General features: G+C 54.3%; 17 protein-coding genes and 2 pseudogenes. 12 read left to right on the top strand and 7 right to left on the bottom strand.

The genetic code is table 11. The annotated features are described in order from the left end of the window. The first annotated feature begins 43 nt into the window (after nucleotides 1–43). Together AC4ANE_RS23395 and AC4ANE_RS23390 are read left to right on the top strand one after the other, a co-directional pair. Complete coding sequence (locus AC4ANE_RS23395) at nucleotides 44–1,054, top strand: tyrosine-type recombinase/integrase (protein WP_031596629.1); 1,011 nt, start codon at nucleotides 44–46, stop codon at nucleotides 1,052–1,054. 23 nt (nucleotides 1,055–1,077) lie between these two features. Beyond that, complete coding sequence (locus AC4ANE_RS23390) at nucleotides 1,078–3,219, top strand: site-specific integrase (RefSeq protein ID WP_044423822.1); 2,142 nt, start codon at nucleotides 1,078–1,080, stop codon at nucleotides 3,217–3,219. 167 nt (nucleotides 3,220–3,386) lie between these two features. Here the strand turns inward: AC4ANE_RS23390 and AC4ANE_RS23385 are convergent, their stop codons facing one another. From AC4ANE_RS23385 to AC4ANE_RS23355, 7 genes are all read right to left on the bottom strand, one after another. Then, nucleotides 3,387–4,739 carry a glutamine synthetase family protein gene (locus tag AC4ANE_RS23385; protein ID WP_002556119.1) on the bottom strand — a complete coding sequence of 451 codons (1,353 nt, stop codon included), beginning with the start codon at nucleotides 4,737–4,739 and terminating at the stop codon, nucleotides 3,387–3,389. A gap of 100 nt (nucleotides 4,740–4,839) precedes the next feature. Next, nucleotides 4,840–5,805, bottom strand: a complete 966-nt coding sequence (locus AC4ANE_RS23380; protein WP_031595893.1) for a homoserine O-succinyltransferase — start codon at nucleotides 5,803–5,805, stop codon at nucleotides 4,840–4,842. Nucleotides 5,806–5,872: 67 nt separating this feature from the next. After that, a complete protein-coding gene (locus AC4ANE_RS23375) occupies nucleotides 5,873–6,475 on the bottom strand; it encodes a LysE family translocator (RefSeq protein WP_031595892.1) in 603 nt (200 codons plus the stop codon). 53 nt (nucleotides 6,476–6,528) lie between these two features. Beyond that, nucleotides 6,529–7,374, bottom strand: a complete 846-nt coding sequence (locus AC4ANE_RS23370) for a gamma-glutamyl-gamma-aminobutyrate hydrolase family protein (protein WP_002556122.1) — start codon at nucleotides 7,372–7,374, stop codon at nucleotides 6,529–6,531. Next, complete coding sequence (locus AC4ANE_RS23365) at nucleotides 7,374–8,435, bottom strand: fatty acid desaturase family protein (protein WP_031595891.1); 1,062 nt, start codon at nucleotides 8,433–8,435, stop codon at nucleotides 7,374–7,376. Before AC4ANE_RS23365 ends, AC4ANE_RS23370 begins: the two co-directional genes overlap by 1 nt. Nucleotides 8,436–8,463: 28 nt before the next feature. Further along, nucleotides 8,464–9,786: an O-acetylhomoserine aminocarboxypropyltransferase/cysteine synthase family protein gene (locus tag AC4ANE_RS23360; protein ID WP_031595890.1), complete on the bottom strand. Its 1,323-nt coding sequence runs from the start codon at nucleotides 9,784–9,786 to the stop codon at nucleotides 8,464–8,466. A gap of 1 nt (nucleotide 9,787) precedes the next feature. Then, nucleotides 9,788–10,939, bottom strand: coding sequence for a 2-aminoethylphosphonate--pyruvate transaminase (locus tag AC4ANE_RS23355; protein WP_460408547.1), 1,152 nt, complete (start codon nucleotides 10,937–10,939; stop codon nucleotides 9,788–9,790). Nucleotides 10,940–11,679: 740 nt separating this feature from the next. Between AC4ANE_RS23355 and iaaM the strand changes: the two genes are divergently transcribed. The 10 genes and pseudogenes from iaaM to bcsA all read left to right on the top strand — a co-directional run bounded on the left by iaaM (nucleotide 11,680) and on the right by bcsA (nucleotide 25,904). Further along, nucleotides 11,680–13,353, top strand: coding sequence for a tryptophan 2-monooxygenase (gene iaaM, locus AC4ANE_RS23350; protein ID WP_031595889.1), 1,674 nt, complete (start codon nucleotides 11,680–11,682; stop codon nucleotides 13,351–13,353). Nucleotides 13,354–13,389: 36 nt separating this feature from the next. Further along, on the top strand, nucleotides 13,390–14,730 hold the full coding sequence (locus AC4ANE_RS23345; protein ID WP_002556126.1) for an amidase family protein: 1,341 nt from the start codon (nucleotides 13,390–13,392) through the stop codon (nucleotides 14,728–14,730). A gap of 78 nt (nucleotides 14,731–14,808) precedes the next feature. Continuing rightward, nucleotides 14,809–16,176, top strand: coding sequence for a carboxyl transferase domain-containing protein (locus tag AC4ANE_RS23340; protein WP_002556127.1), 1,368 nt, complete (start codon nucleotides 14,809–14,811; stop codon nucleotides 16,174–16,176). A 226-nt stretch (nucleotides 16,177–16,402) separates the two neighbouring features. Then, nucleotides 16,403–18,325 (top strand): annotated as a pseudogene (locus tag AC4ANE_RS23335) (TonB-dependent receptor); the annotation flags it as partial. A 25-nt stretch (nucleotides 18,326–18,350) separates the two neighbouring features. Next, nucleotides 18,351–19,001: a MotA/TolQ/ExbB proton channel family protein gene (locus AC4ANE_RS23330; RefSeq protein ID WP_002556129.1), complete on the top strand. Its 651-nt coding sequence runs from the start codon at nucleotides 18,351–18,353 to the stop codon at nucleotides 18,999–19,001. A gap of 63 nt (nucleotides 19,002–19,064) precedes the next feature. Next, the gene (locus AC4ANE_RS23325; protein WP_002556130.1) at nucleotides 19,065–20,306 is read left to right on the top strand and encodes a phospholipase D-like domain-containing protein; all 1,242 of its coding nucleotides are present in this window, start codon (nucleotides 19,065–19,067) and stop codon (nucleotides 20,304–20,306) included. 114 nt (nucleotides 20,307–20,420) lie between these two features. Further along, a pseudogene (locus tag AC4ANE_RS23320) lies at nucleotides 20,421–20,905 on the top strand (GNAT family N-acetyltransferase). Between the two features lie 170 nt (nucleotides 20,906–21,075). Next, nucleotides 21,076–22,266, top strand: a complete 1,191-nt coding sequence (gene mltA / locus AC4ANE_RS23315; RefSeq protein ID WP_031595884.1) for a murein transglycosylase A — start codon at nucleotides 21,076–21,078, stop codon at nucleotides 22,264–22,266. Nucleotides 22,267–22,548: 282 nt separating this feature from the next. Next, on the top strand, nucleotides 22,549–23,688 hold the full coding sequence (bcsQ, locus tag AC4ANE_RS23310) for a cellulose biosynthesis protein BcsQ (RefSeq protein ID WP_002556132.1): 1,140 nt from the start codon (nucleotides 22,549–22,551) through the stop codon (nucleotides 23,686–23,688). After that, nucleotides 23,685–25,904: a UDP-forming cellulose synthase catalytic subunit gene (bcsA, locus tag AC4ANE_RS23305; RefSeq protein WP_002556133.1), complete on the top strand. Its 2,220-nt coding sequence runs from the start codon at nucleotides 23,685–23,687 to the stop codon at nucleotides 25,902–25,904. The genes bcsQ and bcsA overlap by 4 nt, the downstream gene beginning before the upstream one ends. Nucleotides 25,905–26,085 lie beyond the last annotated feature (181 nt).

Here is a 26,085-nt window from a genome sequence, read left to right as displayed (position 1 = left end):
TTCTGGGCTACGCTTATTCTGTCGACGTTCTGGGGGATTGGCCATGGCCTCTACTGCCTCTTATGAGCACGTGCTTCACCGCTACCCTAGCGTTCAGGAATGGCTGGAACTGCTCGGGAACCTGGGAAGAGCGCCGGCTACCTTGGAGGCGTATGGCCGGGGGTTAGCGCACTACCTGCTCCACTGCGAGGCCTCCAGTCTGGAGGCTGAATCCATCACATTTGAGCAAGTCACGCTCTACATCCGTCGGCTACTGCCCGGGCAAGAAAACGCGGTGGCGAACTCGACCTTGCACCAGCGCCTCACCGCGATCCGCCTGTGGTACGACCACCTGGTGTTTCAGGGGCGTTGCGCACAGAATCCGGTACCTCGCGGCCAGCACGGCCGCCTGTGTCAGATCCCTGGACATTCAGGGTTTGTGAGAGGGCTGGTGCCTCGCCTGATAAAGCTGCCCGACATCCCCACGGATGAGCAGTGGCGTTACTTTCTCAGCATTGCGGCCAGGTCGTCTATTCGTGATCGACTTATGCTCTCGTTGGCGTACTGCGGTGCGCTCCGTCGTGCCGAACTGGTGGGCCTGAGAATCGAAGACCTGGATCTCGCCCATCGACTCATTTCAGTGCGCGCAGAAACGACCAAAGGCCGACGCAGCCGTGTCGTGTGCTACAGCCCTGACATTGCGCCGATACTTGGGACGCATCTTCATGCCCTTCGTCTGGCCGGTCGGTCGAAAGGAGCCCTGTTTCGATCCGAGTCTGATCGCAATCGAGGTTCGGCACTCACGCGGTGGACGTGGAGTAAAACGGTAGAAAGATGGGCCAGAGACTCAAATCTGTCATGCCTTAGCACACACACTTTTCGTCATCTGCGACTCACGCATTTGGCTCGTGCGGGGTGGAAACTGCATGAGTTGACGGCCTATGCAGGTCACCGGGATCCGAAGACCACCTTGATTTATGTGCACCTGTCGGGCGCGGACCTGACTGCAAGATTGGCGCATTCGGTGGGTAGTCTGGACGCCCGACTGTTCGCTGAACTCTTCAAGTCGGAGTAATCGTCACGGGAGCATTATTGACCATGAGCTACGTGCCATTTGATGTGGATCATTATGAGCGTCAAGAGGAATTGTCGGATCTGGAGCGCACCGTACTCTCGAATCATCTCTGCCGTTCCGACTGGCCCTATCTGCGATCGATAATGCCTACGCTTATAAAGCCCTTGATTGACCTCGTCGCCCACAGCGGTGTTTCGGATCGATTAGCCGTTCCTTCAGTGGCGGCCATTCTTTGGCAGGTCAGCAAAACCGGTATGCCTTATTGGTGCTGGTCAGAAACGCAATGGCTCACTTTGCTTAACACCCGTGCCGGTTCTCGTCCCTATCTTGCTACAGTCGCTTACCATCTGGGCGGTTTCCATACGCCTCAACGCATTGCTAAATTTCGCCAATCTGCAATTTACGCATCATTTATTTTTGGACACGAGATATTCGAATCTGAACATGCTCGTTTAAGCGCGGAGTTAAAATCGCTGGGGTATAAGGCCCGTCACCTCGACCAATTCGTGACCAGTGTGCTCGGTGCACTGATGTTGGAAAACGGCGACCCCCGTCTTGAAACCTTCACCGAGGCGCTTTTGCTAAAAGGCCAAGCGCATCGAAGCGACGGTGTGGCAAGGTTGGTTGGAAAAGTTTCACACGGACTCGCCGCACTTGGGATTTTGGAAAAGCCATTGCGCATGCGCGGCTACGTGAGTTGGCGTGAAAAAAGTATTGAGGGTATCGATCCTGCCTGGGCGCGATGGTGTCGTCGATGGCGAGACACCTCCACCTTGCGTCCCCGCACTCGAGAAAGTAACTATAGCTTTATTTTGAGAACCGGCATCTGGCTAGCGCGTGAACAGCCTTTGGTGAGTTCACCTTTCGACTGGAGCATGTCGACCTGCGCCGCGTTTATTGCAGCAGTTGATAGGATGACGGTCGGTGAGTGGGCCCTGGAGTCGGCTCGTGATACTAAGTTAAAGGGGTTAGGTCAACCGATTGCTGCCAACTCAAAACGCCATTTTCTTCATGCCCTGCGGCGATTTTTTATCGACTGTGAGCTATGGGGATGGGGGCGTTTAAATTTCAGTCCGCGTCATCATTTGGCTACCCCGCTTACCGTCGCCTTCAATTCAGCGATCAACCCACGTGTGATTGACGACTCAAGCTGGCTCAAGTTGATTTGGGCCAGCCTGAACTTGGAGCGTAAGGACTTACTCTCGGAAATTCACTACCCCTTAGCGATGATGCAGGCTGTGGCTGTGGTGTGGACACACACCGGGCTACGCAATAATGAAATTATGCGACTGTCCATAGGGTGTGCGCATGCCCAGCCCCATGAGGTGGTACACGACGACGGAACCACAATTCCACCAGGGACCTTGTGCTACCTCGATATTCCAGCCAGCAAGACGTTCAAGGCTTTTGTCAAACCCGTGGCGGTGGTGGTTAAAGAGCGAATCGACGCCTGGCTTCAAGAAAGACCGGTGAACCAGGCACCGCTTATGGATGAACGAACCGGGGAGAAGGTTAGTTACCTGTTTCAATTTCGGGGCAAGCGCATGGGCGCGGGAGTCATCAACCGTACGATTATCCCGATGCTATGTGCAAAAGCAGGTGTCCCGCTAGACGACAGTCGGGGTCGTATTACCAGCCATCGGGGGCGCGCCTCGGTCGTGACTGCATTGGCGAGCGTTCCGCAGGGTATGTCGCTAATGGAGCTGATGCAGTGGTCTGGGCACAGTTCGCCCAGTTCTACGCTCCACTACATCCGCATCCGCCCCACCAAGCTGGCGGCAGCATTTGTTAAAGCGGATCAAATGTCGCACATGGTGTCAGTGCTTATCGACCACGACGTAATCGCGCGCCATTCATCTGATCCCTATACCTTTTATGATCTGGGCGATTCGTACTGTTCAAATCCGTTCTGGAGCAGTTGTCCCCATCGAATGGCGTGTGCCGGCTGTGATTTTAATGTTCCTAAAGCCAGCGCCCGAGCGCAGGCGTTGGAAAGTAAAACCTCCATCGGACATTATCTGGAGGCCGTGCCCCTGACGGCCGATGAGCGGGCTATTGTTGAAGGTGACCTGGCAAAATTGGATGGACTTATACGCAAGCTCGATGATGTGCCGACGCTGGATGGCAGAACACCCAGTCAAATCGAGGCGAAAAAAATTCGATAATCATGGGCGTCCTAATTCGGCGTTTGTCTTGATTCCTTTTGTGCGGAATGAGATGTAATTGTCCATACTTATCTCTCAAAGATATGCAAGCTCCGCCCGTAATCCCCCTGCGGGATCGGGAACAACAGAGACAGATAAGGCAGTAAAAAGACAGTGATCGGCGTCTTTCAACTTCTTTCAAATCCTCTGGACAACTCCCAATCAGTAATGCATCGATCATGTTCTGCTTGTTCCCACTGTGCCGCGTGAACATAGTGGTCCACAACCTCGTTTCCCAAAACCTCGCGCAGCCAGGCCGACTTCGAAGCAACTTCAGTAGCTGCTCGCAGCGTTTTGGGAATTTCTGGTAGCTGAGCATCCCGATAGCCATCCCCGACGAACGGCGATGGCAGATTCAGGTTCTCTTCAATACCCGACAGACCTGCGGCAATAAGGCCTGCGAACGCAAGGTAAGGGTTCAGATCCGCACCGCCTATACGGCACTCTGCTCGGACTGCGCTTGAACCTTCGCCACAGACACGGAAGCCAACTGTACGGTTGTCGTGGCTCCAGGCGACCTTGGTCGGTGCAAAGGTGTCCATCTGAAATCTCTTGTAGGAGTTGATATAGGGGGCCAACAAGAGGGTAATGTCTTTCGAATATTTCAGCAGACCTCCCAAGTAGCTTTTCATCAACGCAGACATACCGCTGGGGGCTGACGCATCGTAAAAAAGCGGCTTTCCGTCCAGAGACCAAAGTGATGAATGGACATGGCACGAGGAGCCGGCGAGCTCATAATTCCACTTGGCCATGAAGGTGATCGCCTTGCCATGCTGCGCCGCTATCTCTTTGCTACCGTGTTTGATGAGGACATGGTGATCTGCCATTAGCAAGGGATCAGCATAACGTACATTGATTTCTCCTTGACCCGCCCCGCCTTCTCCTTTGGTGCATTCAACTGAAACGCCTGCCCCGTAAAGTCCATTTCTAATCGGACGCATAACAGACTCTTGACGTGTCGTCGACAGGATATGGTAATCCTGATTATAGGTTCCGAATGTCTCCAGATTGTTGTAATTCTTTTTTGTTATTGCATCGTAAGTTTCATCAAACACATAAAATTCCAGCTCCGATGCGAAACCGGCGCACAGGCCCAAATCAGCTAATCGGCGCAACTGTTTCTGCAGAATTTGTCTAGGCGAATGAGCCGTAGGCTGGCCAGCGGCATCAAATATATCGCAGATTACTAGTGCGGTTGCATCCAGCCACGGCAGTGACCGCAGGGTTGACAAATCTGGCTTGAGAAGGAGATCTCCGTACCCTCTTTTCCAACTGGCACTGCTGTAACCTGGCACAGGCAGCATCTCCAAGTCATCGGCTAACAAGTAATTGCATGCGTGAGTTTCCTGATAGCCGTGCTGGACAAAAAATTGTGCGTGACAGCGCTTTCCCATAAATCTGCCCTGCATGTCAACCATGCAAACAAGTACCGTATCGATTGAACCAGAGGTAACTGCGCGTTGTAATTCTTCAAATGTCATATTTGTAATCCCACCAAGTGACCAAGGACGAGTTCTTATTTAAACTGGTTTTGCCAAGCGGCATTTGCAGGAAAAGCAGTGATACCCCTTCGACCAGGCCTTACGTTCCGGATCGCGAAACTTCCCCGATTGAAGGCGTGCGAGAGCTATCTTGACCAATGTCGTTCAAGTCGGCCGGTGTCGTTTGAGAAATCTGATTGATCCAATTTCCGAACAAGAGATGGGCGTGGCTGCGCCACTGATTTTTGGGGAGTAACGCTTCACAGTCCTCGGGAAAATAGTTTCTCGGACGATGAACGCATCTGCCTGCCTCTCTGTCGCGAAAATATTCATCCGCCAGTGAGTGCGAGTCATATTCGATATGATTGAAGAAATGAAGGGCGTGATGATTGGGGTCATCGAGCAAACATAAGCCAGTGTCTGGCGAGTCAATCAGAACGGATATACCGCTGTTGGTCGGGATATCGGTGTACCGCATCTCCGTCCAGCGTGAGACCGGGATGTTGAAGTCGTCAGATAACCCCTTCAGGTAAGGAGACTTGTTTTCGACGCCGTGATGCTTGAATACGCCAAAGGCTTTCTCATTCAGTGTGTACTTGGGCATGCCATGAAAATAATGCATAGCTGCCTGAGCCCCCCAGCAAATATTAAAGCATCGGTGAACGTTGGTTTGCGTCCACCGAAAAATGTGGGTTAGTTCATGCCAGTAATAAACTTGCTCGAAAGGAATCGTTTCGACCGGTGCTCCGGTCACAATGAACCCGTCAAACTTCTGTGCCTGGATATCGTGCCAATCTTGATAAAACGATGCTAGATGCTCGTGCGGCGTGTTTTTGGGTGAATGGCTAGTTATTTTGACCAGTGTCAGTTCGACTTGCAGCGGGGTAGACCCCAGCAAACGTGCGATCTGTATTTCTGTATCTATCTTGTTTGGCATAAGATTCAGCAAGCCTACGCGCAACGGCCGGTGAAGCGGACAGACCGTGCTGTCATTATTCATCACCATGACGCCTTCTGTCGCGAGTGTGTAACCTGCGGGTAAACCTTTGGGAACTATGATCGACATGGGCTTCCAGCCTCCTTTAGGTTTCGTGCCGTACACCGATAACTCATCGGCATTTCCATTACCGCCATCAGGAAAGCATCACCAGACAAAGCGCGACCGAGGCGTAAATAACTCCAGTTATCCGATTGATTATGGATTCGTTATTGAAGGCTGCGCGTGCCTTTTGCGCGAGGAACATGTAGCCGCCGTAGATCATCAGTGAAATAATCATGCCGACCAGGCTCAACGTTATCGCTTGATGGATGTACGACACATGTGGGCTGATGAAGGTAGGGTAAGTAAGCAAGGTCGCTAACCAGCCTTTCGGGTTGGTTAAAGCAACGAGCAGCGAATCGATAAACATCTGCCTTGGACTCGAAACGATAACATTTGTCTCGCTCGGAGACGGCTTTGCAAAGAAAGTGCTGATCGCAAGGTAGGCAAGATAGATTGCCCCAAGCCATCGCAGGTAATTCAGAACCCAAGGGTGATCGCGAATGATCAATCCGACACCCGAAAGCGCGACTACCGCGTGGATTGCGGTTGCCAACCCGAAACCAAATGAACAGGGGACTACCGTTTTTGTTCCATATTTGAGAGCTTGGGCGACGGCAAACGCGACGTTTGGGCCGGGCACAGCAACGGCCGACGTGAAAGCAACAATAAACAGGACCAGCAACTGTAAATCCATAAGTCCGCCAGACTCACACTGAATACATAATTAAAATAGATAAAGTACGCAACTCATTGAGTTGATTCACCCGATCCCCTTGGCGGTGGCCTTGTTGACTGGTAAGCCTGGCATGCACTTCCAAATGCTTTGAAAACCTTCTGACTTGTGACGTCGGTGGTCGCATGCCATTCAGGGTGCCATTGCACTGCGAGCTGGAATGTTGATGACGTCTTGTATGAAAGCGCTTCGATCACGCCGTCCGAGGCGACCGCCTCTATCTGCACACCGGCGCCTACTGTGGTGATGCCTTGGTTGTGCAATGAGTTAACGTATAGTTCAGAGCTTTCTACAATTGGCGACAGTCGTCCGACTGGCATGACGCTGATTGTATGTGTGGGAAGGTACTGTTGATCACGGGGCACGTTAGGCAGCTCACTGTGTGAAACGCTTTGAGTTAACGCCGATAAGTCGGGATGCAGCTTGCCGCCACGATGAACACTCATCTCTTGCAAGCCACGGCAGATGCCGAGAATCGGCATATCGAATTCGATCGCAACAGACAATGCAACACTCGAAAGACGATCCCTCGGCCGGTCCCGCTCGCCTGGAACAACATCGTCTGCGGTGCAATGCCAGGCCAGTTGTTTGTCGAAGATGTTCGGATCAAGATTCGATTCGTCGCCGGTCAACACGAGACCGTCAAGACGCCACATCACATCACGGAATTTGCGCAGGGTTTCTTCCCTGGACAGGTTGCCGTCGATGGTAGGGATGATCACGCACTCAACGGACGCGTAGCGTTCTAGTGCCTCAATATAACGCCGCCGCAACCAGTCACGGTGAACACCATCATGGAGTTGCCGATTTGCCGACACGCCGACTACAGCACGGGTCGCATCAAAATATTTGTTAGTCATTATGCCTGCTCCGGTGTGTCAGGCGATGCATGTTGCGCTTCGTAGAGACGCTTATTGCGGTCGAGCAATTGACTGATCACGCTGGGCTGCCCATTAGGCCCTGATACAAACAAACCGCCCCAGCACTTTGCGATCTCTGCATATTCCGGATCGCGCATACGGATCTCTTGTGCTCGTTTTAGCAGCCAAAATGGTACGCCTGGCGAAAGATGGTGCTCCAGATGATATTCGTCGAAGTTGACACCAAAGAGTACTCGCTCCATCAAGTTACCTTTTCTGTTTCGAGTGAGATAAATATTTTGGTTCTCTGTTTCGCACATTGGAGAGTGTTCGGCGATTTCAGTAAACCAACCCAGTATTTGAAACGTGGTCAAATAAGGAACCAACCAGAACAGAAGCAGCAGGTGCACGTTATCAGTCATGACGAAGCCAGCGATAACGGTTACCCAGAAGGCCACGAAGCCATAGGTGTCAATAACGGCACCGTGTTTATTAACGCTCTTGTCTTGCTTGTTCGAAATCAGAAAGCGGTTGTGCCACAGGTATTTCAAATAGCGCAGTGTGGCCCCGCCTAAAATAGCCTTCCAGACAATAGAAAACTTGTACTCCCGAGGCTTTCGAACCTCATAGACACCGGAAGCGATGAAGAATTGCAAATCCGGATCTTTTTCGGGATCGCCCAGATGCGGATGGTGAAGATGCACATGAGAAACGCGATAAGCCCAATGCCGCTGAAAAATCGGGTAGGCCGCAAATATTGTGCCTAGAAAGTGGTTCCACCACGTGTTTTTCGCGAGTATTCGATGTGCAGCATCATGCGAGATCGTCGTAAGTCCTCGCTGATGCGCGCCAATCATTAGCACAGCAATCGGGTAAAACCACTCACTGATGTTCAGCGTGACAAACACACAAGTCAGTATGACTAAGTAGTCTTTTAGTATATACAGCGCGCCGGTAATATTATCAGGCCTTAGTTTAGCCAACTCGCGCATGATGTCGCGAGAAAACTGAAATGTATTAAACCGTTTGTTGCGTAGCTTCCAGAAATCAGACGTTTCCATGAAGTTATCCTCCCTGCCGGATTGGCTGTCAAACGGCGTCGAGACCGCGCTTGATATCCTCAATCACGTCATTCACATTTTCGATACCGATGCAAAGACGGATTGATCCGTCAAATATACCTGCGGCTTCGCGCTGTGTTTTCGGAACGGTGGTGTGGGTTGTAGAGACGGGGTGCGTCACCAGTGTTCGCGCATCACCGACGTTCGATACGTGGTACATGAGCTTGATATTCTGAATGAACGTCCGACCTGCCGCCTCGCTGTCCAATTCAAACATGATCATTGCCCCATAACCGACATGAACGTCTACTAATTCATCCGTCATTTCGCGATCTTGTCCGGTGAAGAGTCCTGGATACGAAACACTCCTGACTTTGGGGTGCCGTTGCAGAAAATCTGCCACTATTGTGGCGTTTTCGCAGTGGCGCTGCATGCGTAAATGAAGTGTTTCCAAACCTTGAATTAATTGGAAACTCGAAAGCGGGCTAATCGCGGCACCGGTATCGCGAAGCCATGTCATGCGTGCTTTCAACAGGCAGGGGCTCCCACTCAGGTCGTCCAGTTGTTTAACAGCCTCACGCCAGAGTATTCCCCCGTGCGCCTCATCCGGCCCATTGAATAACGGGAAACGGTCAGAGTCGTCGAAGTCGAACGTGCCGTTATCGGTCACTAACCCACCGAGAGTAGTGCCATGGCCGCATATATACTTTGTCGCAGAGTAGGTTGTAATGGCGGCGCCAAGCTTAGCGGGACGGCACACCAGAGGCGTGGTCGTGTTATCCACGACTATGGGAATACCTAGGCGCTTGCCGATGTCGGAAAGTTTTCTGAGCGGTAAAGGTACAAGACACGGATTGGAAAAAATCTCGCCAAAGAAGGCAATGGTTCTATTATCGGCTTGCTGCTCAAACGACGAAGGCTCACGTGGGTCTGCTGATCGCGCTTCAATTCCAAGTCTTTTGAAGGTGTTAAATAATAAATTCCATGAGTTTCCATATAGATACTTTGAAACGACTATGTTATCGCCTGGACGCCCACTGCACAAATTTACCAGAGCAAGAAAAGTCGCAGCCTGCCCTGAGGCCACGGCCAAGGCATCAACTGCACCGTCGACAACTGCATACCGCTGTTCAAGAATGCGCGTAGTAGGGTTAATGATGCGTGTGTAAGTAAAACCGTCACTTTTTACATTGTAAATGTCTGCAATTCGGGCCAAGTCACCGTCAAGTTCGTAAGCTGTCGTTTGGTAAATAGGCACCGCGACGGCCTTGGTAGTGGGGTCGTGACGATAGCCCGCATGCAAAAGCGCCGTTTCCACAGACATACTGTTATCGTGAATAATGCGTGACATATTACAAGCTCCTTCTGACGAGTGCTGATCCAACACGTTCCGGTGCCATGGGTTTACTATTCGTTTTATCAAAAAACTCCCGAAATGCATCGCCTAGCAAACGTATCCACAGGGGTTTGATTGCTCCGATACATCCGACCCTAAAGCTGCGCGTCTGAGCATGCATTTTTGAATAGATGTAGAGGTTGTAATCTACGAGGTGCAGGTAAAGTTTATTGAAGTCTTTAGGGGTATCAATAATACCATTCGCAGTCAGCGCCAGACAAACGGGGGAGCGCACTTCAGCGCTCAACAGTGGCGACGCATAAGGTGTGGTTACGCGAATTATTTCGTCCCGCACTGAGCAGTAACGTTGCCCCCGATTAGCCACGCCTTCCAGACTCAACTCTTCCAGAGCTTTCGTACATGCCTGGACCACGTGCGTGGGAGGCGTCGATCTCCACTCTCCGGTCTGCTCAAGGCTTTTCCAGTGGTCACGGACATCAAGAACAAACGAACTCATTGAATGCTCTTTGGCCCTGAGCAAGTCGAGATTCGCTATGACGAACGCCACACCTGGCGGACCCTCAATGCATTTATTGCTGGACGTTATGAGTACATCGAAACGGGCTCTTTTTGCGCTGATATCGACGGCGCCGAAAGAACTCATTGCATCTATAATGGTTTTTATACCCCGCTGCGTTGCCAGATTAACGATGGCTTCGAGTGGATTGAGCACACCGGTGGTTGTTTCACAATGAACGAAACAGATGTGTGTAATCGATAGATCCTGCTCTAAGTAAGCGGCGATGTCGATGACTGACAGCGCCTCGTGACTCGGGGCTCTGATACAAACCGCCTGAACGCCCCGTAATTTCAGAATTTTCAGGATCCGCTCACCATAGATGCCGTTGATGCATACGAGCGGTCGATCAGACGACGAGATGAACGACGTCAATGCGGCCTCAATACCGTAAGTACCGCTACCCTGGACTGGCACTACCGAGTGCGAGCCACAGCCATCGATCAGATCTAAAATCCGCTCACGCATCAGAGCGGTAATGTTTTTGAACGCCTGATCACGTGATCCCATATCAAACTGCATCTGCGCTTTGACGTCGTCGGTTAACGACAATGGACCCGGTGTCATTAAGTAATGATGCTGCGTAGACATATAACATTCCTTATTATATGAGAGTCTGATCTTGGTTCAGCGTCAGTAGTCTTAATATGTATCGCGCATCTATTGACTAATAAAAGTAGAGCGCCCTCAAAAAGCTATCACCCTTAGAGACTTTCGAGAACGCGAATTTCCTCTGTATGTTAGCATGACCGATGCATGCTATTGGATCCAACTGCCCTTTGGTTACATGAACTTATTTCCTAAAGGTCTCCAGGTCAAGCTTTTCTATAGAACGTTTTTTCATATAGGCCAGTTAATCTGCCTGCAAGACTTGGCAACGAGCATCTTAGTATGTCGAATACAATATGATAGTTATTGAGCTAACTATGCTGCCTCTCTGATATCACAGCTTTCGCTTCGATGGTGAGCGGGGAATGCAATCTTTGTTCAAAAACCTTGACTCGTCGTATTTGAGGGGATAGCCTTAATCTGAGCCTGATATCGGATCCGATTTATGCGGGTATTTAGCTCTAACAACTAGGTAGGCGGAATATTGCGTTGGAATGATCGACGCGGTTGTATTTTGATGGTGGTTAAAGTCATGCTGATTGGCTTATTTGTTGGGCATATTTTCTTTCCCTGACAGAAATTTGGCTGTGCTTTGGAGCCTTAGGGTTGCTCTGAAGTAGGCATCTTGGATTTGGCGACTGCTGTGCACAGCTGTCGTTTCAGCTTTAGTTTAAAAATCGTAACCGGGCAGCACGTCAGGTTGAAGAGGATAGCGTCAGGTTATGGATGACCATTTTAATTCGCCCAGTATTGATATTTTGTACGACTACGGTCCCTTTCTGAAAAAGTGTGAAATGACGGGAGGCATAGGCAGCTATTCATCCGGAACTCCCACCCCTCGGGTAGCGATAGTCGGTGCCGGCATCAGTGGGCTGGTCGCTGCAACTGAACTATTACGCGCGGGAGTCAAGGACGTTATTTTATATGAATCGCGTGATCGGATCGGGGGGCGGGTATGGTCTCAAGTGTTCGATCAGACTCGTCCGCATTACATAGCAGAAATGGGTGCGATGCGCTTTCCTCCCAGCGCAACTGGCCTTTTCCACTACCTGAAAAAGTTTGGTATTTCAACGTCGACCACCTTTCCGGATCCTGGTGTGGTGGACACGGAGCTGCATTACCGTGGTAAACGCTACTACTGGCCAGCGGGCAAAAAGCCGCCCACATTATTCAGGCGAGTTTATGAGGGGTGGCAGTCTTTATTGCGCGATGGTTACCTCCTTGAAGGCGGTTCTTTAGTTGCCCCGCTGGACATTGCCTCCATGCTCAAGTCGGGTCGTTTGGAAGAGGCAGCGATCGCATGGCAGGGATGGCTCAATGTATTCCGAGATTGTTCATTCTACAACGCGATTGTCTGTATTTTCACCGGCCCCCACCCGCCAGGCGGTGACCAATGGGCTCGCCCTGAAGACTTTGAGCTGTTCGGCTCGCTTGGCATAGGCTCGGGTGGTTTTCTGCCAGTCTTTCAGGCTGGCTTCACGGAAATACTCCGGATGGTCATCAATGGATACCAAAGTGATCAGCGACTGATTCCGGACGGGATATCCAGTCTGGCCACGAGACTCGCTGATCAGGCATTTGACGGCAAAACGTTAAGGGAGCGCATTTGTTTTAGTCGGGTAGGCCGCATTTCCAGAGACTCTGAAAAAATCATCATCCAGACAACAGCAGGAGAACAGGGCTTATTTGATCGAGTGATTGTCACTAGCAGTAATCGAGCCATGCAAATGATTCATTGCCTCACGGACAGCGAGCGCTTCCTGAGTCGTGACGTCGCTCGTGCTGTCCGCGAAACCCACCTGACCGGATCATCGAAGCTTTTCATTCTCACCCGTACCAAATTCTGGATAAAAAACAAACTTCCGACCACCATCCAGTCGGACGGCTTGGTGCGCGGCGTCTATTGTCTGGATTATCAGCCCGATGAACCTGATGGCCACGGAGTTGTTCTGCTCAGTTACACGTGGGAAGACGACGCTCAAAAAATGCTGGCGATGTCTGACAAAAAGACACGTTGTCAGGTACTGGTTAATGACCTCGCTGCGATACATCCGACGTTCGCCAGTTATCTCCTGCCTGTTGAGGGGGATTATGAGCGGTATGTATTGCACCATGACTGGCTCACCGATCCCCATTCTGCGGGCGCTTTCAAACTCAATTACCCCGGCGAGGATGTTTACTCGCATCGATTGTTCTTTCAACCGATGACAGCGAACAGTCCCGATAAAGACACGGGGCTCTATCTGGCTGGCTGCAGTTGCTCTTTTGCCGGAGGGTGGATCGAAGGTGCTGTCCAGACAGCATTGAACAGTGCCTGTGCCGTGCTGCGCAGCACCGGAGGGCAGGTGTCAGAAGGCAACCCGCTTGACTGTATTAACGCCTCCTATCGCTATTAGCAGTCCTGAGAGAAGCGCTTATACAGGGAGAAGAGTATGCGCGAAATGATCACACTTGAATCGCTGTGCCGGGCATTGGCCGATGAACAGATTGCGGCTGAAGAGCTGCGCGGGCGGGCGCTCGACACTGAGACCCGCTTGACCCTTTTGAACTGTTTCATACGCGAGGGTGATGCGGTCAGCCAGTTTGGCGAGGCTGATCAAGCAAGGAAGGGTACTTCACTCTGGGGCGTGCCAGTTTCCTTCAAGGATAATATCTGTGTTCGCGGTCTGCCGTTGACGGCCGGGACGCGAGGGATGTCCGGTTTCATAGCTGATCAGGATGCTGCGATTGTCAGTCAACTCAAAGCCCTCGGGGCTGTGGTTGCTGGCAAGAACAATATGCACGAACTTAGTTTCGGGGTGACATCCATCAATCCTCATTGGGGAGCCGTGGGAAACCCCGTTGCCCCCGGGTATTGTGCCGGGGGCAGTAGTGGTGGAAGTGCCGCCGCAGTGGCAAGTGGAATCGTTCCGCTGTCGGTGGGGACCGATACGGGGGGCTCGATAAGAATACCGGCGGCTTTTTGCGGCATTACGGGCTTCAGACCCACTACTGGACGCTTGTCAACGGCAGGCATTATCCCTGTTTCTCATACAAAGGATTGCGTTGGGTTACTGACACGAACAGCAGGCGACGCCGAATTTGTGTATGGGCTGTTGTCAGGCAAGCAGCAGTCTTTTCCTCTGAGCAGGACGGGTCCCTGTCGAATCGGCCTACCGGTCTCCATGTGGTCTGATCTGGATGGCGAGGTGGAGAGGGCATGCGTTAATGCACTCAGCCTGCTGCGCAAGACAGGGTTCGAGTTTGTTGAAATTGATGATGCCGATATTGTGGAACTGAACCAGACACTCACGTTCACCGTTCCGCTTTACGAATTCTTTGCCGACTTTGCTCAGTCATTGCTCTCCTTGGGCTGGAAGCACGGTATCCATCATATTTTTGCGCAGGTTGATGATGCCAACGTAAAAGGCATCATCAATCACCATCTTGGAGAGGGCGCTATAAAACCGGCTCACTATTTGAGTTCACTGCAAAATGGCGAGCTGTTGAAAAGAAAAATGGATGAGCTATTTGCTCGTCATCATATCAAGCTCCTGGGGTATCCCACGGTACCTTGCCGGGTACCTCATCTGGATCATGCTGACCGACCAGAGTTTTTCAGTCAGGCCATTCGCAATACCGACCTGGCCAGCAACGCGATGCTCCCCTCTATAACGATTCCCGTCGGGCCGGAAGGGCGGTTGCCGGTCGGCTTGAGCTTTGACGCGCCCAGAGCGCGAGATGCTTTTTTACTGAGCAACGTGAGTCTTATAGAGAAAGTATTAAAGGGTTGAGGTTTCAGTTGCCGACGCTTGTTGACGGGGTGTCGCGGTGTCGGCGTTTATCTACGCAAACCGACGTCAGGAGTTTCGATGAGCGTTTCCGAAAGACGCGTCTCTAGGTTGTTTGATCCAGGTAGTTTCAAGGAGGACCTCGAGGGCCAGAACACCCATTTCATCTGCGGGGCAGGAACGATCCACTCAATCAAGACCTATGTTGCGATGAGTCGCGGTCGTGACTGCGAGTTTCAAAGCAGTCGGCAATGGAGTACGGCTCAGCAAATTATAAAAACGGTAGGTTTGGCACGAGCTGCTGAAGCCCCGCTTATCTATATTCAAGATAAAATCGGGGGTAATAATGATACTGAAGGCTTTGATACAGCCAGGGTTTTTTCTTCAGATATGTCAAGTTTGCTTCTTTCCCCGTCCGGGATGGGCAGCGTCAGCGCATCGCTGGCAGAGTTGGCAAAACTCAATTTGCTGATGTCCGTGATTTTAGGGCCGACATCAGGGCCTTTGGCGTTACCTGTGATGCTCGCCGATCTGGTGCTGATGACTCGTCGAGGAGCTCTGTGTATGGGACGACCTGACATGGTCAAGGCGATGCTCGCTCAACAGACCGATCTTTATTCCCTCGGCGGGTCCGATATCCACAGTACCGCGTCTGGGTCCGTGCACTTGGTTTTTGACGACGAGGCTGATCTGTTCGCCGATCTGAGAAAACTGCTCTTATATCTGATTGCTGGAAAAAGCTCGACGTACGGTGAGTTTTCAACCCCACTTGAAGTGGATTTCAACCGCCTGCTGCCCCCGTCTCATAATATTCCTTTTGATGTGCAGCATCTGGTACGTTCATTTGTCGATAGCGACAGCCTGATCGAAATCGGTGCCTCTCATGCGCCTGAGGTTTTAGTCGGGCTGGCCACCTTGCAAGGGCAGGTTTTTGCCGTGGTTGCCAACAACTCCGCGCATGGCGGCGGCGTCATCTACAAAAGGACCGCCCGTAAAATGATTCATGTCATTGAGCTGGCTGGGAAAATGAGCTTGCCCATTTTGTTTATCGCAGATATTCCTGGGATCATGATTGGGGAAGAGGCTGAACGCGATGGGATTTTTGCCGCTGTGGCAGATTTATTCAGAGCACATACCCGATGCAAGGTAAAAAAATTATTGTTGGTTGCTCGGAAGGCGTACACCGGTGGTGTTTATGCCATGAGCGGGCCAGGCTTTGAACCTGTCGCCGTGCTGGCCTATCCTGACGCCAATATAGGCGTTTTCAGTACCCTTACCATGGAAAAGATCATCAAGTCCTCAAGCATGACCGATGCGCAGAGAGCTGTGGTGTCCGCATTGGATGAAGAAATCAGATCTCCGCTATTGCTCAAAGAAAAGGGCTTGATTACCGATGTCATCAGTGTGCGAGATACACGGGAAGCAGTGTTCAAGTATCTGTTTCATTAGGAGTGTTCCCATCGACTTGCGGGCGCAGCACGGTGAGTCAAAATTTCTCAACTCGCGCCTACGCGCTGAAAGGCGAGCGATACATCGTGCAGTGGGGGCCTTGTCGCCTGGTCTACGTTGTCAAGCTCGAAACTTGCTCATACGGCAAAGCGAACAGCTTGGTCAGAGGGGCCTGTTTTTCATATGGAGGTCCTCAGGTTACGGACTGCGTCAAGTTGATTTTCCATTCCACATAAATTCCAACCTGCTGGGGGACCCGGAAAACATCGATCAGATCTTCGTCACCCAGGGCTCTGCCGAGAGTGACGGCCCGCACATCGGTTCCAGCGGTGGCAACATCGGTATTGTCACCATTCGGCCCACCAAGGAAACCGGCGCATTCGTCAAACAAAGTGCAGGCAGCAACGGTACTTACAAGACCTTTGCGCGGCTCAATACCGGTGAAATCAACGGGCTGAGCAACTGGCTGTCGATGTCTCACACCGAAGGCCAGAAATGGCGCGGTGACGGTGCCGTGCGCGCTGACAAGGTGGAGTGGAACAGCTTCTTCGACATGGGCTCGGGCAATACGGCCAACCTGATCCTCAAGTACCACGAGCAGGATAACAACAGCTACAGCCAGCTCACCAAGAGCCAGTTCCAGCAGAACGGGCGCAAGTTTGACCCCTATCCTTCGACTCCCGCGCTGGGCAGCAACGGCAAGCTGTCCAGTTATTACGAACTGGCGCAAAACCCGTTCCAGACGTTCACCGCCGTGCTCAATACCCAATTCAAACTGGCCGACAATCTGGCGCTTTCAGTCATCCCCTATTACTTCTGGGGCAACGGCAGCGGAGTAAACAGTTCCTCCTATGCGCTCAACCGCGGCTCGAATCAGAACGGTGTATTCGACCTGAGCAACTTGCCGACGGCTGCCGCTTATAACGCTGATGGCTCATCGACCACCGGCGTGTATTACCGACCTTCGCGCACCCAGACCTGGCGTCCGGGGATCACCACCAAGCTCAATTGGGATGTCAACGACGAGCACAGCGTGCAAGTCGGCTACTGGTATGAGCGTGCGCGTCAGTTGCAGACTCAGCCTTTCATTCGCCTGAAGAGCAACGGCAAGCCGGAAAGCATCTGGCCAGACTCGGATTACATGGTCGATGCCAACGGCAATGAGATCCAGGGCCGTGATCGCTATACCGTGACGCCTGCACAAAAAGTATGGGCTCAGGACACCTGGTATTTCGCCCCGGACTGGACGCTGATAGGCGGCCTGGCCTACATGAATGTCGAGCGTGAAGGCAATAACCACGGCAGCCTTACCGAGCGGCCGGAAAAACGTGACCAGACCTACAACAAGCTGCTGCCGAACGTAGGCCTCAAGTATCAGTTGGATGAGCGTGACCAGTTGTTCTACAGCCTGTCGCGCAACATGCGCATACCGCAGAACTACGTCCTTTATGACCCGGGCACCGGTTCCATCAACAGCAAGCCGGAGACCAGCTGGAACCATGAACTGGGCTGGCGCTTTACCGAACAGGACATGACGCTGGCCGCCACCCTGTTCTACATGCAGTTCAAGGACCGTCAGGTGTCATCAAAAGACATCAATGGTGACTTTGCCGACATCAATGCCGGTGCAGTCGATAACAGCGGGCTGGAACTGGAGTGGAGCGGCCTGCTGCCGCACCATTTCAATTACTACACCTCGTACACCTACACCCGTGCCAAACAGAAGGATGACCTGACCGTTTTCAATAACGGTGCCGCCATCGAGCTGCCTACCAGCGGCAAGCAGTTTGCCAACGTGCCGAAGAACATGCTGGCCGCCAACATCGGCTACGACGACGGCAGTTATTACGGCACCTTCGGAGCCAAGTTCACCAGCGAGCTGTATGGCGACCTGACCAACGACGAAAGCATTCCGGGGCGCACCATCTTCAATCTGGGCGCGGGCATCTATCTGCCGGTGAACAAGAAAATCGTCAAGGATGCCACCTTGCGTCTGAACGTCGACAACCTGTTCGACAAGGAGTACCTGGACGGCGTGTACACCACCAAGACCAACGCAGGTACATACAGCGGCTTCCGCGATGGCGACCCGGCGTACATCGTCGGCGTCGAGCGTACCGTTACCGTTTCTCTTGAAGCCAATTTCTAATCTTCATTGACCAGAGGTCTGTGCCATGGACATGAATCAGCTTCACGACATCACCTTCTATGTGATGTACGCCGCCATCGCGGTAGCGATCTTTGTCGCGATCGAACGGGGTATCTACTTTGCTTATGTACGCCGTCAGGCACGGGCGCTGCAAACGGCACTCAGTGCTTCGGTGAACAGTGAAAAGGATCTGCCGGAGGCGCTGACACGCCGGGCCGGTTTGCCGCTGAGCATGGTCCTGCCGGTGCTTGCGCAAAAAAATGCTCAGGGCTCGCGCAGGGATCTGGATGATGTCATCGAAACCCAGTACCTGAGCACTCGCGCGCCGCTGGCCCGCAGCCTCTGGCTGATCGAGACCATCACTACCGCTGCACCTCTGTTGGGGTTGCTGGGCACCATTCTGGGCATCATCGACACGTTCAAGGCGCTTGCCAGTGCCGGGGTGTCCGATCCCGGGCAGATTTCTGCCGGTATCGGCACGGCGCTGTTCGCGACCGGGCTGGGTATTGCCATCGCCTTGTTCTGCGTGGTCTTTCATAACTACTTTCAGGACAGCCTGGAACGCATCAACGATCAACTCAAGATCCTGTTGATCCGCGCTTCCAGCGGCGCACGGGTGCAGGATGAAACCGAGCATTCGGCTGCCCCGGTCCAACCGAAATACCGCACTGCCTGATCAACCTGCCGGCGTGTGCCCTTGGCATGCGCCTTCCTGCCTGCGTCCGGCGATGAGGCCCGCATGTTCTTTGATCTTCCAGGCCGTAGGGTACTTACGCGTTCCCGCGTCGTGATCGCAGCGTTACTGCTGACGAGTTCGTTTGCGCAGGCCGACTTCGCTATTCCAGGTTTCGAGCTGGTACACACCGTTCCGCTCGGAACCGACCTGCAGACGCCTGACCTGCGAGCGCCCGGCGAGGTCTGGCGTGAACTGTTCGATGGAGCCCGCAAGGGTATCGATATCGAGCAGTTCTATGCCGCAGACCATGCCGGTTCGGTGATGGACAAGGTGCTTGAAAGCCTGACTGCAGCGGGGCAGCGCGGGGTGAAAATCCGTTTTCTGCTGGAGGAAAAAGGCCTGAAAATGTCCGATCCGCAGACCCTTGAGCGGTTGCGGGCGATACCCAACCTCACCTTGCGCGTACTGCCATACGCCAAGCTCACGGGCAGCGGCATCATTCACGCCAAATTCATCGTCGTGGATGGCCGGCAGGCGTTCATAGGCAGTCAGAATTTCGATTGGCGCTCACTGGAGCACATCCATGAAACCGGCCTGCGCATCGACGAGCCGAATGTCGTGCGCCAGACGCAGGCCGTGTTCGATCAGGACTGGCTAGCCCAGGCCGCCATCGCCGAAGGCAAACCGATTCCGGTGCCACACTCGAACAAGAACGCTTTGCCCGCTGGCAACTATCTGGTCGCCAGTCCGCAGCGCTATAACCCGCCCGGCGTACTCGACTCCCAGACCGAGCTGCCGCGTTTGCTGGCGCAAGCCAGCCGCGAGGTTCGCGTCCAGTTACTGGATTACGCGCCCTTGTCCTACGGGCCTGACAAAACCCGGCCTTACTATGCGGTCATCGATAACGCCATACGTAGCGCCGCCGCTCGTGGCGTTTCGATCAAGCTCATGGTGTCGGACTGGAACACAGGCATGCCCGAAGTTGCCTATTTGAAGAGTCTGGCCCTGGTGCCCAACGTGCAGGTGCGCATCGTCACGCTGCCCGTAGCCGCCGAGGGTTTCATCCCGTATGCCCGCGTGATCCACAGCAAGACCATGGACATTGATGATCAGGTCGCATGGGTTGGCACCAGCAACTGGCTCGGCGGTTATCTCGACAACTCGCGCAACCTGGAAGTGGTGATGCACGACAGCACAATGGCCGAGCGCATCGGCGCTCTGCATGAGCAGCTATGGGATGGGCCGTATGCCAAACCAATCGACATCAACCGCGACTATCCGGAACCGCATCCGGGCCGGCCTTGACAGTAAACAGAGGGGCAGCCGGAAGGGCGACGCCGGGCGTTAAGCATGGCGGGTTGTATCGACAATCAGAATGCGTCTGGGTCCGGACGGAACAGGTCTGGCAAGGAGTCTGAAATGAGTTTGATCGTTCGTGCGATGGCAGACAGTGACTGGTCTTCGCTGGCTCAGATTTTTGAACAGCCGGTGTTCCGTTGGTGGACGCTTCGGATGCCATACCAGTCAATCAGCGACATAAAAAACTTGTTGAAGGTCGCAGCGCTTCAGGCCTTTCCCTGGTTGCCGAGCGCGATGGCATCGTTGTCGGGTGCGCCATGCTCTATCGCTTTCAGGGACGAAGGCAGCACGTAGCTGATTTCTGGATGGGGGTCGCAGACGGTCATCATCGCCAGGGCATTGGCGACGAATTATTGAAAGAGCTGTCTGCAACCGCCTGCCGATGGATGAATGTAAAACGCCTGGAGCTTACCGTCTTCGTTGATAACGAGCCTGCTATTGCGCTTTATAAAAAGAATGGCTTTGTCATAGAGGGGACGCACCGGAAATTTGCCTATCGGGATGGTGAGTACATAGATGCTTTCAGTATGGCGGCAGTCTACTGAAGTGCTCTGAATGGGGTGGCAGGAGCGGCCTTCAATAAACCCGCTCTTGATAGCAATATGCCCGGCTTTGGTGATGAATGAAGCTCCCCACTAGGCCCCTCTGCCCGCTTCAGCCACAATGACGCCTTTTACCCTCCAGCCTGCTGTGGGCTGTAAAAGGATTGCTGCTGATGATGCTCTCTTTCAAGCCATGGTTTCGGGGGCTGGCGCTGGCTTTGCCGCTGGCTGCCCTGCTGACCGCGTGTGACAAGTCCGATAAGCCGGTGACGCCGCCTGCACCGCCACACACCACTTATAGCCAGGCTGGTTGGGACGCGCTGCCAGCCGTGTCGGACGCCGACTTGCAAGCCGGGTTTGCCTCATGGCGCAGTGCGTGTGTTCGTCTGAAGGCTGATGCCGTGTGGGGACCGACCTGTGCGGCGGCGGGCAGCCTTGTGGCGGCTCCGGATGCGGCGCAGATCCGTACGTTTTTGCAGAGCCAGTTGCAGGTCTACAGCCTGCGCGCTGATGGCGGCAGTGCCGATGGCCTGATCACCGGTTATTACGAGCCTGTCTACCCTGGCAGCCTGACTCAGACCGCCACGGCTAACGTGCCGGTTTACGGCATTCCGGACGATCTGATCGTGGTCAATCTGGACAGCATTTATCCCGAACTCAAGGGCAAGCGCTTGCGCGGTCGGCTTGAGGGGCGGGTGCTCAAGCCTTACGACGATGCCGCGACGATCAACGCGCAGGGGTTGAATGCGCCGGTGATTGCCTGGCTGACCGACCCGATGGATGTGCAGTTCCTGCAGATTCAGGGCTCCGGGCGGGTGAGTCTGGAGGATGGCTCGCAGCTGCGTCTGGGCTATGCCGATCAGAACGGCCGCCCTTATCGCGCGATTGGTCGCTGGCTGGTGGAGCAGGGCCAGTTGAAGAAGGAAGACGTAACCATGGGCAGCATCGCAGCCTGGGCCAAAGCGCATCCGGAGCGGGTCAGCGAGTTGCTGGCCAGCAACTCCAGCTATGTGTTTTTTGCCCGTAACCCCGACAGCAATGAAGGCCCGCGCGGCTCGCTCAACGTGCCGCTGACACCGGGCTACAGCGTAGCCATCGATCGCAAGGTGATTCCTCTGGGTAGTCTGCTCTGGCTCTCCACCACACGGCCGGATGGAAGCAGCGTGGTGCGTCCGGTCGCGGCGCAGGACACGGGCGGTGCGATTGCCGGTGAAGTGCGCGCTGATCTGTTCTGGGGCACTGGCGATGAGGCCGGGAAGCTGGCAGGTGACATGAAACAGAAAGGCAATATCTGGTTGCTGTGGCCCAAGGGTATGGCGTTGCCGCAGACTGTCGATGCAGTATCTGCGCCCGCTGGCCACTGATTTAATTCGATCCTTCCCATTAGCGGCTATATATCCGATCCACTGGATATATAGCTGCTGGTGCGAAAAAACCTCGATTCAGCCCCGTTTGCCGCCGATTGTGTCCAGATCCACAATTTTCTAACGCCAATAAAATGTCGAAAAACGAGTGATTTACCGCTCATCGGTAAATTGTGGACGTCATATATCGGTTTTCTGACACTGTCACAGTGATATTGCACATTAGTATTAACGCTTTTCCACAGGGGGTGTGCTTGGCGGCCCCATTTGAGGTCGTACAGAATGAGTCGTGCTGACGATGTGGCCAATCTGTTTCAACGTTTCGGCGCGAGCTCTGACGGTTATCTGGAGATAGACAACAGCCTGGATTATCAGGAATCGTCTGTTTCCAGAACCCCGTCTGCTGCACTGCAGCGCGCGACCTCTCAGCCGTCTCTTGAGCAACCTTGTTCAACGCTGCCGGCGCAAAACAACTCGACTGCACCTGATTTGATAGCGCCCGATAAAACCAGGCGCATAGCCGCTGACACATTGGCGAAACTGCTCGCCGAGGCTGCTCAGGCGCGGCAGGCCGAGGCGCAGGCGCGTAACAACGAGGCACTGGCTCAGTCGATGGGCAAAGGCCAACTTTCCAGAACCCCGGCACACGTCATCGCGGTGGTGTCAGCCAAAGGCGGGGTGGGTAAAAGCACCTTGAGCGCGGCGCTGACCAGCCTGGTCAAAGTGCCAGGCGGGCAGACGCTGGCCATCGACCTCGACCCGCAAAACGCCTTGCAGCACCATCTCAACGCCAGCCCGGATGTGGCAGGCCTCGGTGGTGCCAGCCTGAGCGGCGAGAACTGGCGGGCCCTGTTACTGAGCGGGTCTGCTGACACGCAGCTGCTGGCGTATGGCGCGCTGCAGCTTGACGAGCGTCGTTCTCTGGAGCGTTTTCAGGAAAGTGACGCGCACTGGCTGGTTCGCCAGATTGCGCGCATGCAATTGAGTGCGCGCGACGTGGTGGTTCTCGACGTGCCGTGTGGTGATTTGCTCATGCTGGAACAGGCACTGAATGCCGCCAGCCAAGTGCTGGTCGTGCTCACCGCCGATGCGGCGTGCTACCTGACGCTGGACCAGATGCAGGGCTGGCTTGAGCCTGTGCTGGCCGGTCCGCAGCCGCCGGTCTGTCATTACGTCATCAATCAGTTCGATGCATCGCGCACGTTCAGTCGCGACATGCGCGATGTCATGGCAAAGCGTCTTGGCGGGCGTTTGCTGGGCATCGTGCACAAGGATAACGCGCTCGCAGAAGCGCTGGCTTACGGACACAACGCGGTACAGGTTCCGAGCGCCTCCCCAGGCACTCAGGACCTGCGCGTGCTGAGTCACTTGCTGATCACCAAACTGCTGACTCAGGACGTAGAAGAGACCCGATTGTCATGACTAACCTGTCGCTCGACGCGTCCCCACCCCGGACGCGCTCATCGCTGTGGCTGAATGCTTTGTCGGCAAGGTTCGGCCAGCAGTCCAGAACCCTGCGCCGCGCACTGAAAACCGTGGCCATTGTTGTCGGCCTGCTGCTGATGGCGCTGGTCGTCACCGTGCCTCTGGACCTCTACGCGCAGTGCTTTTTTGCCTTGGCCTGTTTTGCCGCGATGCTGGTGATTCGCAAGATGCCGGGGCGCATTTCGGTGCTGGCGCTGGTGACGCTGTCGTTGCTGGCGTCGTTTCGGTACATGTACTGGCGGCTGACCTCGACTCTTGATTTCGATAACTGGCTGGACAGCCTGCTGGGCTACGGGCTGATCGTCGCCGAGTTCTACACGCTGATCGTCATCGTGCTGGGTTATGTGCAGACCGCCTGGCCGCTGCACCGCAAGCCTGTGATCATGCCGAGCGATTCCAGTCAGTGGCCGACTGTGGATGTGTTTATCCCTTCGTACAACGAAGCGCTGAGCATCGTCAAACTGACCATTTTTGCGGCGCAGTCCATTGATTGGCCGCGAGACAAACTGCGTGTCTACGTACTTGATGACGGCCGCCGAGAAGACTTTCGCGAGTTCTGCGAGCAGATCGGTGTTGGCTACCTGACCCGTGAAAACAATTACCACGCCAAGGCCGGTAACCTGAACGAAGCGCTCAAGTCCACCGATGGCGAATACATCGCCATGTTTGATGCCGACCACGTGCCGACCCGCTCTTTTTTGCAGGTCGCCATGGGCTGGTTCCTCAAGGACCCGAAACTGGCGATGCTGCAGACGCCGCACTTTTTCTTCTCGCCTGACCCGTTCGAAAAGAACCTCGATACATTCCGCAGCGTGCCTAACGAGGGCGAGCTGTTTTACGGCCTGCTGCAGGACGGCAACGACCTGTGGAACGCGACTTTCTTCTGCGGCTCCTGTGCGGTGTTGCGGCGCTCGTCGTTGCTGGACATCGGTGGTGTGGCCACTGAAACCGTGACCGAGGATGCGCACACAGCGCTGAAGCTGAACCGGGCCGGCTACAACACGGCGTACCTTGCGATTCCCCAGGCGGCGGGGCTGGCGACGGAAAGTCTGTCACGTCATGTTGCCCAGCGTATTCGCTGGGCGCGGGGCATGGCGCAGATCTTTCGCACCGACAACCCGCTGCTGGGCAAAGGTCTGTCGCTGGGCCAGCGGCTGTGCTACGCCAACTCGATGCTGCACTTCTTTTACGGCTTGCCGCGTCTGGTATTTCTCACTGCGCCACTGGCCTACCTGCTGTTCGGCGCCGAGGTCATGCACGCCTCGGCGCTGATGATCACCGCCTATGTGTTGCCGCACCTTGCCCACGCCAGCCTGACCAATTCGCGGATTCAGGGCCGCTTCCGCCATTCGTTCTGGAACGAGGTCTACGAGGCGGTGCTGGCGTGGTACATCATGGGCCCGGTGCTGATGGCGCTGGTCAATCCGAAATTCGGTGGCTTCAACGTGACCGACAAGGGCGGAGTGGTCGAGGAGAAGTTTTTCGACTGGACGCTGGCGCGGCCTTACATCGTGCTGCTGACGCTGAACGCAGTGGTCTTCGCACTCGGTATCTATAGCCTCTACCAACTGGGCTGGAATAACGATGCGATCACCCTGACCATCGTCATCAACATGGCCTGGACGATCTACAACATCATCATCACCAGCGCTGCGATTGCGGTGGCCAGCGAGATCCGTCAGGTGCGCACCGAGCCCCGGGTCCAGGCCAGACTGCCGATTCGCGTTACCCGCGCCGATGGCGTGGTATTCGACGCCGTGACTCAGGATTTTTCCCAGACCGGCCTCGGACTGGTGATGCCCGCCGATTCGGGCATCGACAGTGGCGACAGCATCACGGTGTCGCTGTATCGCGGTACGCAGACCAGCCATTTCCCTGCCACGGTGATGTTCTGCCGCGACGGTTATCTGGGCACTCGTTTCGATGATCTGTCGCTGCGTCAGCAGAGCGAGCTGGTACGCCTGACCTTTGGCCGTGCCGACACCTGGGCCTCGACCTGGGGCCGCGGCAAGCCGGACACACCGCTGTCTGCGCTGCGCGAAGTCAGCCACATCGGTGTTCGTGGCGTCGTCGAGTTGCTCAAGGCCACTCGCAAGGATTTCAGCCGGTTACTGCCGACCCGTAAAAAAATCTCCCCACCTCCCGCAAATTGATGGATTGAGTAGTCATGACTAAACGGTATTTTCTCGGTGCCGAACGCTTCGCCGTTCGCCGCTCATGGGCCCTGTTGGCTTGTGCGTTGTCCGTGCTCTCCACCGGGATGTGGGCAAGCGCTGCTGAAACCACGGGTGCCAACGAGGGTTACAGCGTGACGCTGCAACAACTGGGGCGCAA

Source organism: Pseudomonas sp. Pme6b (assembly GCF_058129925.1).
The sequence above is the reverse complement of the archived record's forward strand: the minus strand, read 5'-3'. Positions and strand labels throughout refer to the sequence as shown.

Excerpts from the sequence above, each read along its gene's own strand:
- AC4ANE_RS23355 (WP_460408547.1), bottom strand. The coding sequence starts at position 10,939 with ATGTCTACGCAGCATCATTACTTAATGACACCGGGTCCATTGTCGTTA.
- AC4ANE_RS23325 (WP_002556130.1), top strand. The coding sequence starts at position 19,065 with ATGTTCTTTGATCTTCCAGGCCGTAGGGTACTTACGCGTTCCCGCGTC.
- iaaM (WP_031595889.1), top strand. The coding sequence starts at position 11,680 with ATGGATGACCATTTTAATTCGCCCAGTATTGATATTTTGTACGACTAC.
- AC4ANE_RS23365 (WP_031595891.1), bottom strand. The coding sequence starts at position 8,435 with ATGGAAACGTCTGATTTCTGGAAGCTACGCAACAAACGGTTTAATACA.
- bcsQ (WP_002556132.1), top strand. The coding sequence starts at position 22,549 with ATGAGTCGTGCTGACGATGTGGCCAATCTGTTTCAACGTTTCGGCGCG.
- mltA (WP_031595884.1), top strand. The coding sequence starts at position 21,076 with ATGATGCTCTCTTTCAAGCCATGGTTTCGGGGGCTGGCGCTGGCTTTG.
- AC4ANE_RS23340 (WP_002556127.1), top strand. The coding sequence starts at position 14,809 with ATGAGCGTTTCCGAAAGACGCGTCTCTAGGTTGTTTGATCCAGGTAGT.
- bcsA (WP_002556133.1), top strand. The coding sequence starts at position 23,685 with ATGACTAACCTGTCGCTCGACGCGTCCCCACCCCGGACGCGCTCATCG.
- AC4ANE_RS23360 (WP_031595890.1), bottom strand. The coding sequence starts at position 9,786 with ATGTCACGCATTATTCACGATAACAGTATGTCTGTGGAAACGGCGCTT.
- AC4ANE_RS23380 (WP_031595893.1), bottom strand. The coding sequence starts at position 5,805 with ATGTCGATCATAGTTCCCAAAGGTTTACCCGCAGGTTACACACTCGCG.
- AC4ANE_RS23385 (WP_002556119.1), bottom strand. The coding sequence starts at position 4,739 with ATGACATTTGAAGAATTACAACGCGCAGTTACCTCTGGTTCAATCGAT.
- AC4ANE_RS23330 (WP_002556129.1), top strand. The coding sequence starts at position 18,351 with ATGGACATGAATCAGCTTCACGACATCACCTTCTATGTGATGTACGCC.
- AC4ANE_RS23345 (WP_002556126.1), top strand. The coding sequence starts at position 13,390 with ATGCGCGAAATGATCACACTTGAATCGCTGTGCCGGGCATTGGCCGAT.
- AC4ANE_RS23395 (WP_031596629.1), top strand. The coding sequence starts at position 44 with ATGGCCTCTACTGCCTCTTATGAGCACGTGCTTCACCGCTACCCTAGC.
- AC4ANE_RS23390 (WP_044423822.1), top strand. The coding sequence starts at position 1,078 with ATGAGCTACGTGCCATTTGATGTGGATCATTATGAGCGTCAAGAGGAA.
- AC4ANE_RS23370 (WP_002556122.1), bottom strand. The coding sequence starts at position 7,374 with ATGACTAACAAATATTTTGATGCGACCCGTGCTGTAGTCGGCGTGTCG.
- AC4ANE_RS23375 (WP_031595892.1), bottom strand. The coding sequence starts at position 6,475 with ATGGATTTACAGTTGCTGGTCCTGTTTATTGTTGCTTTCACGTCGGCC.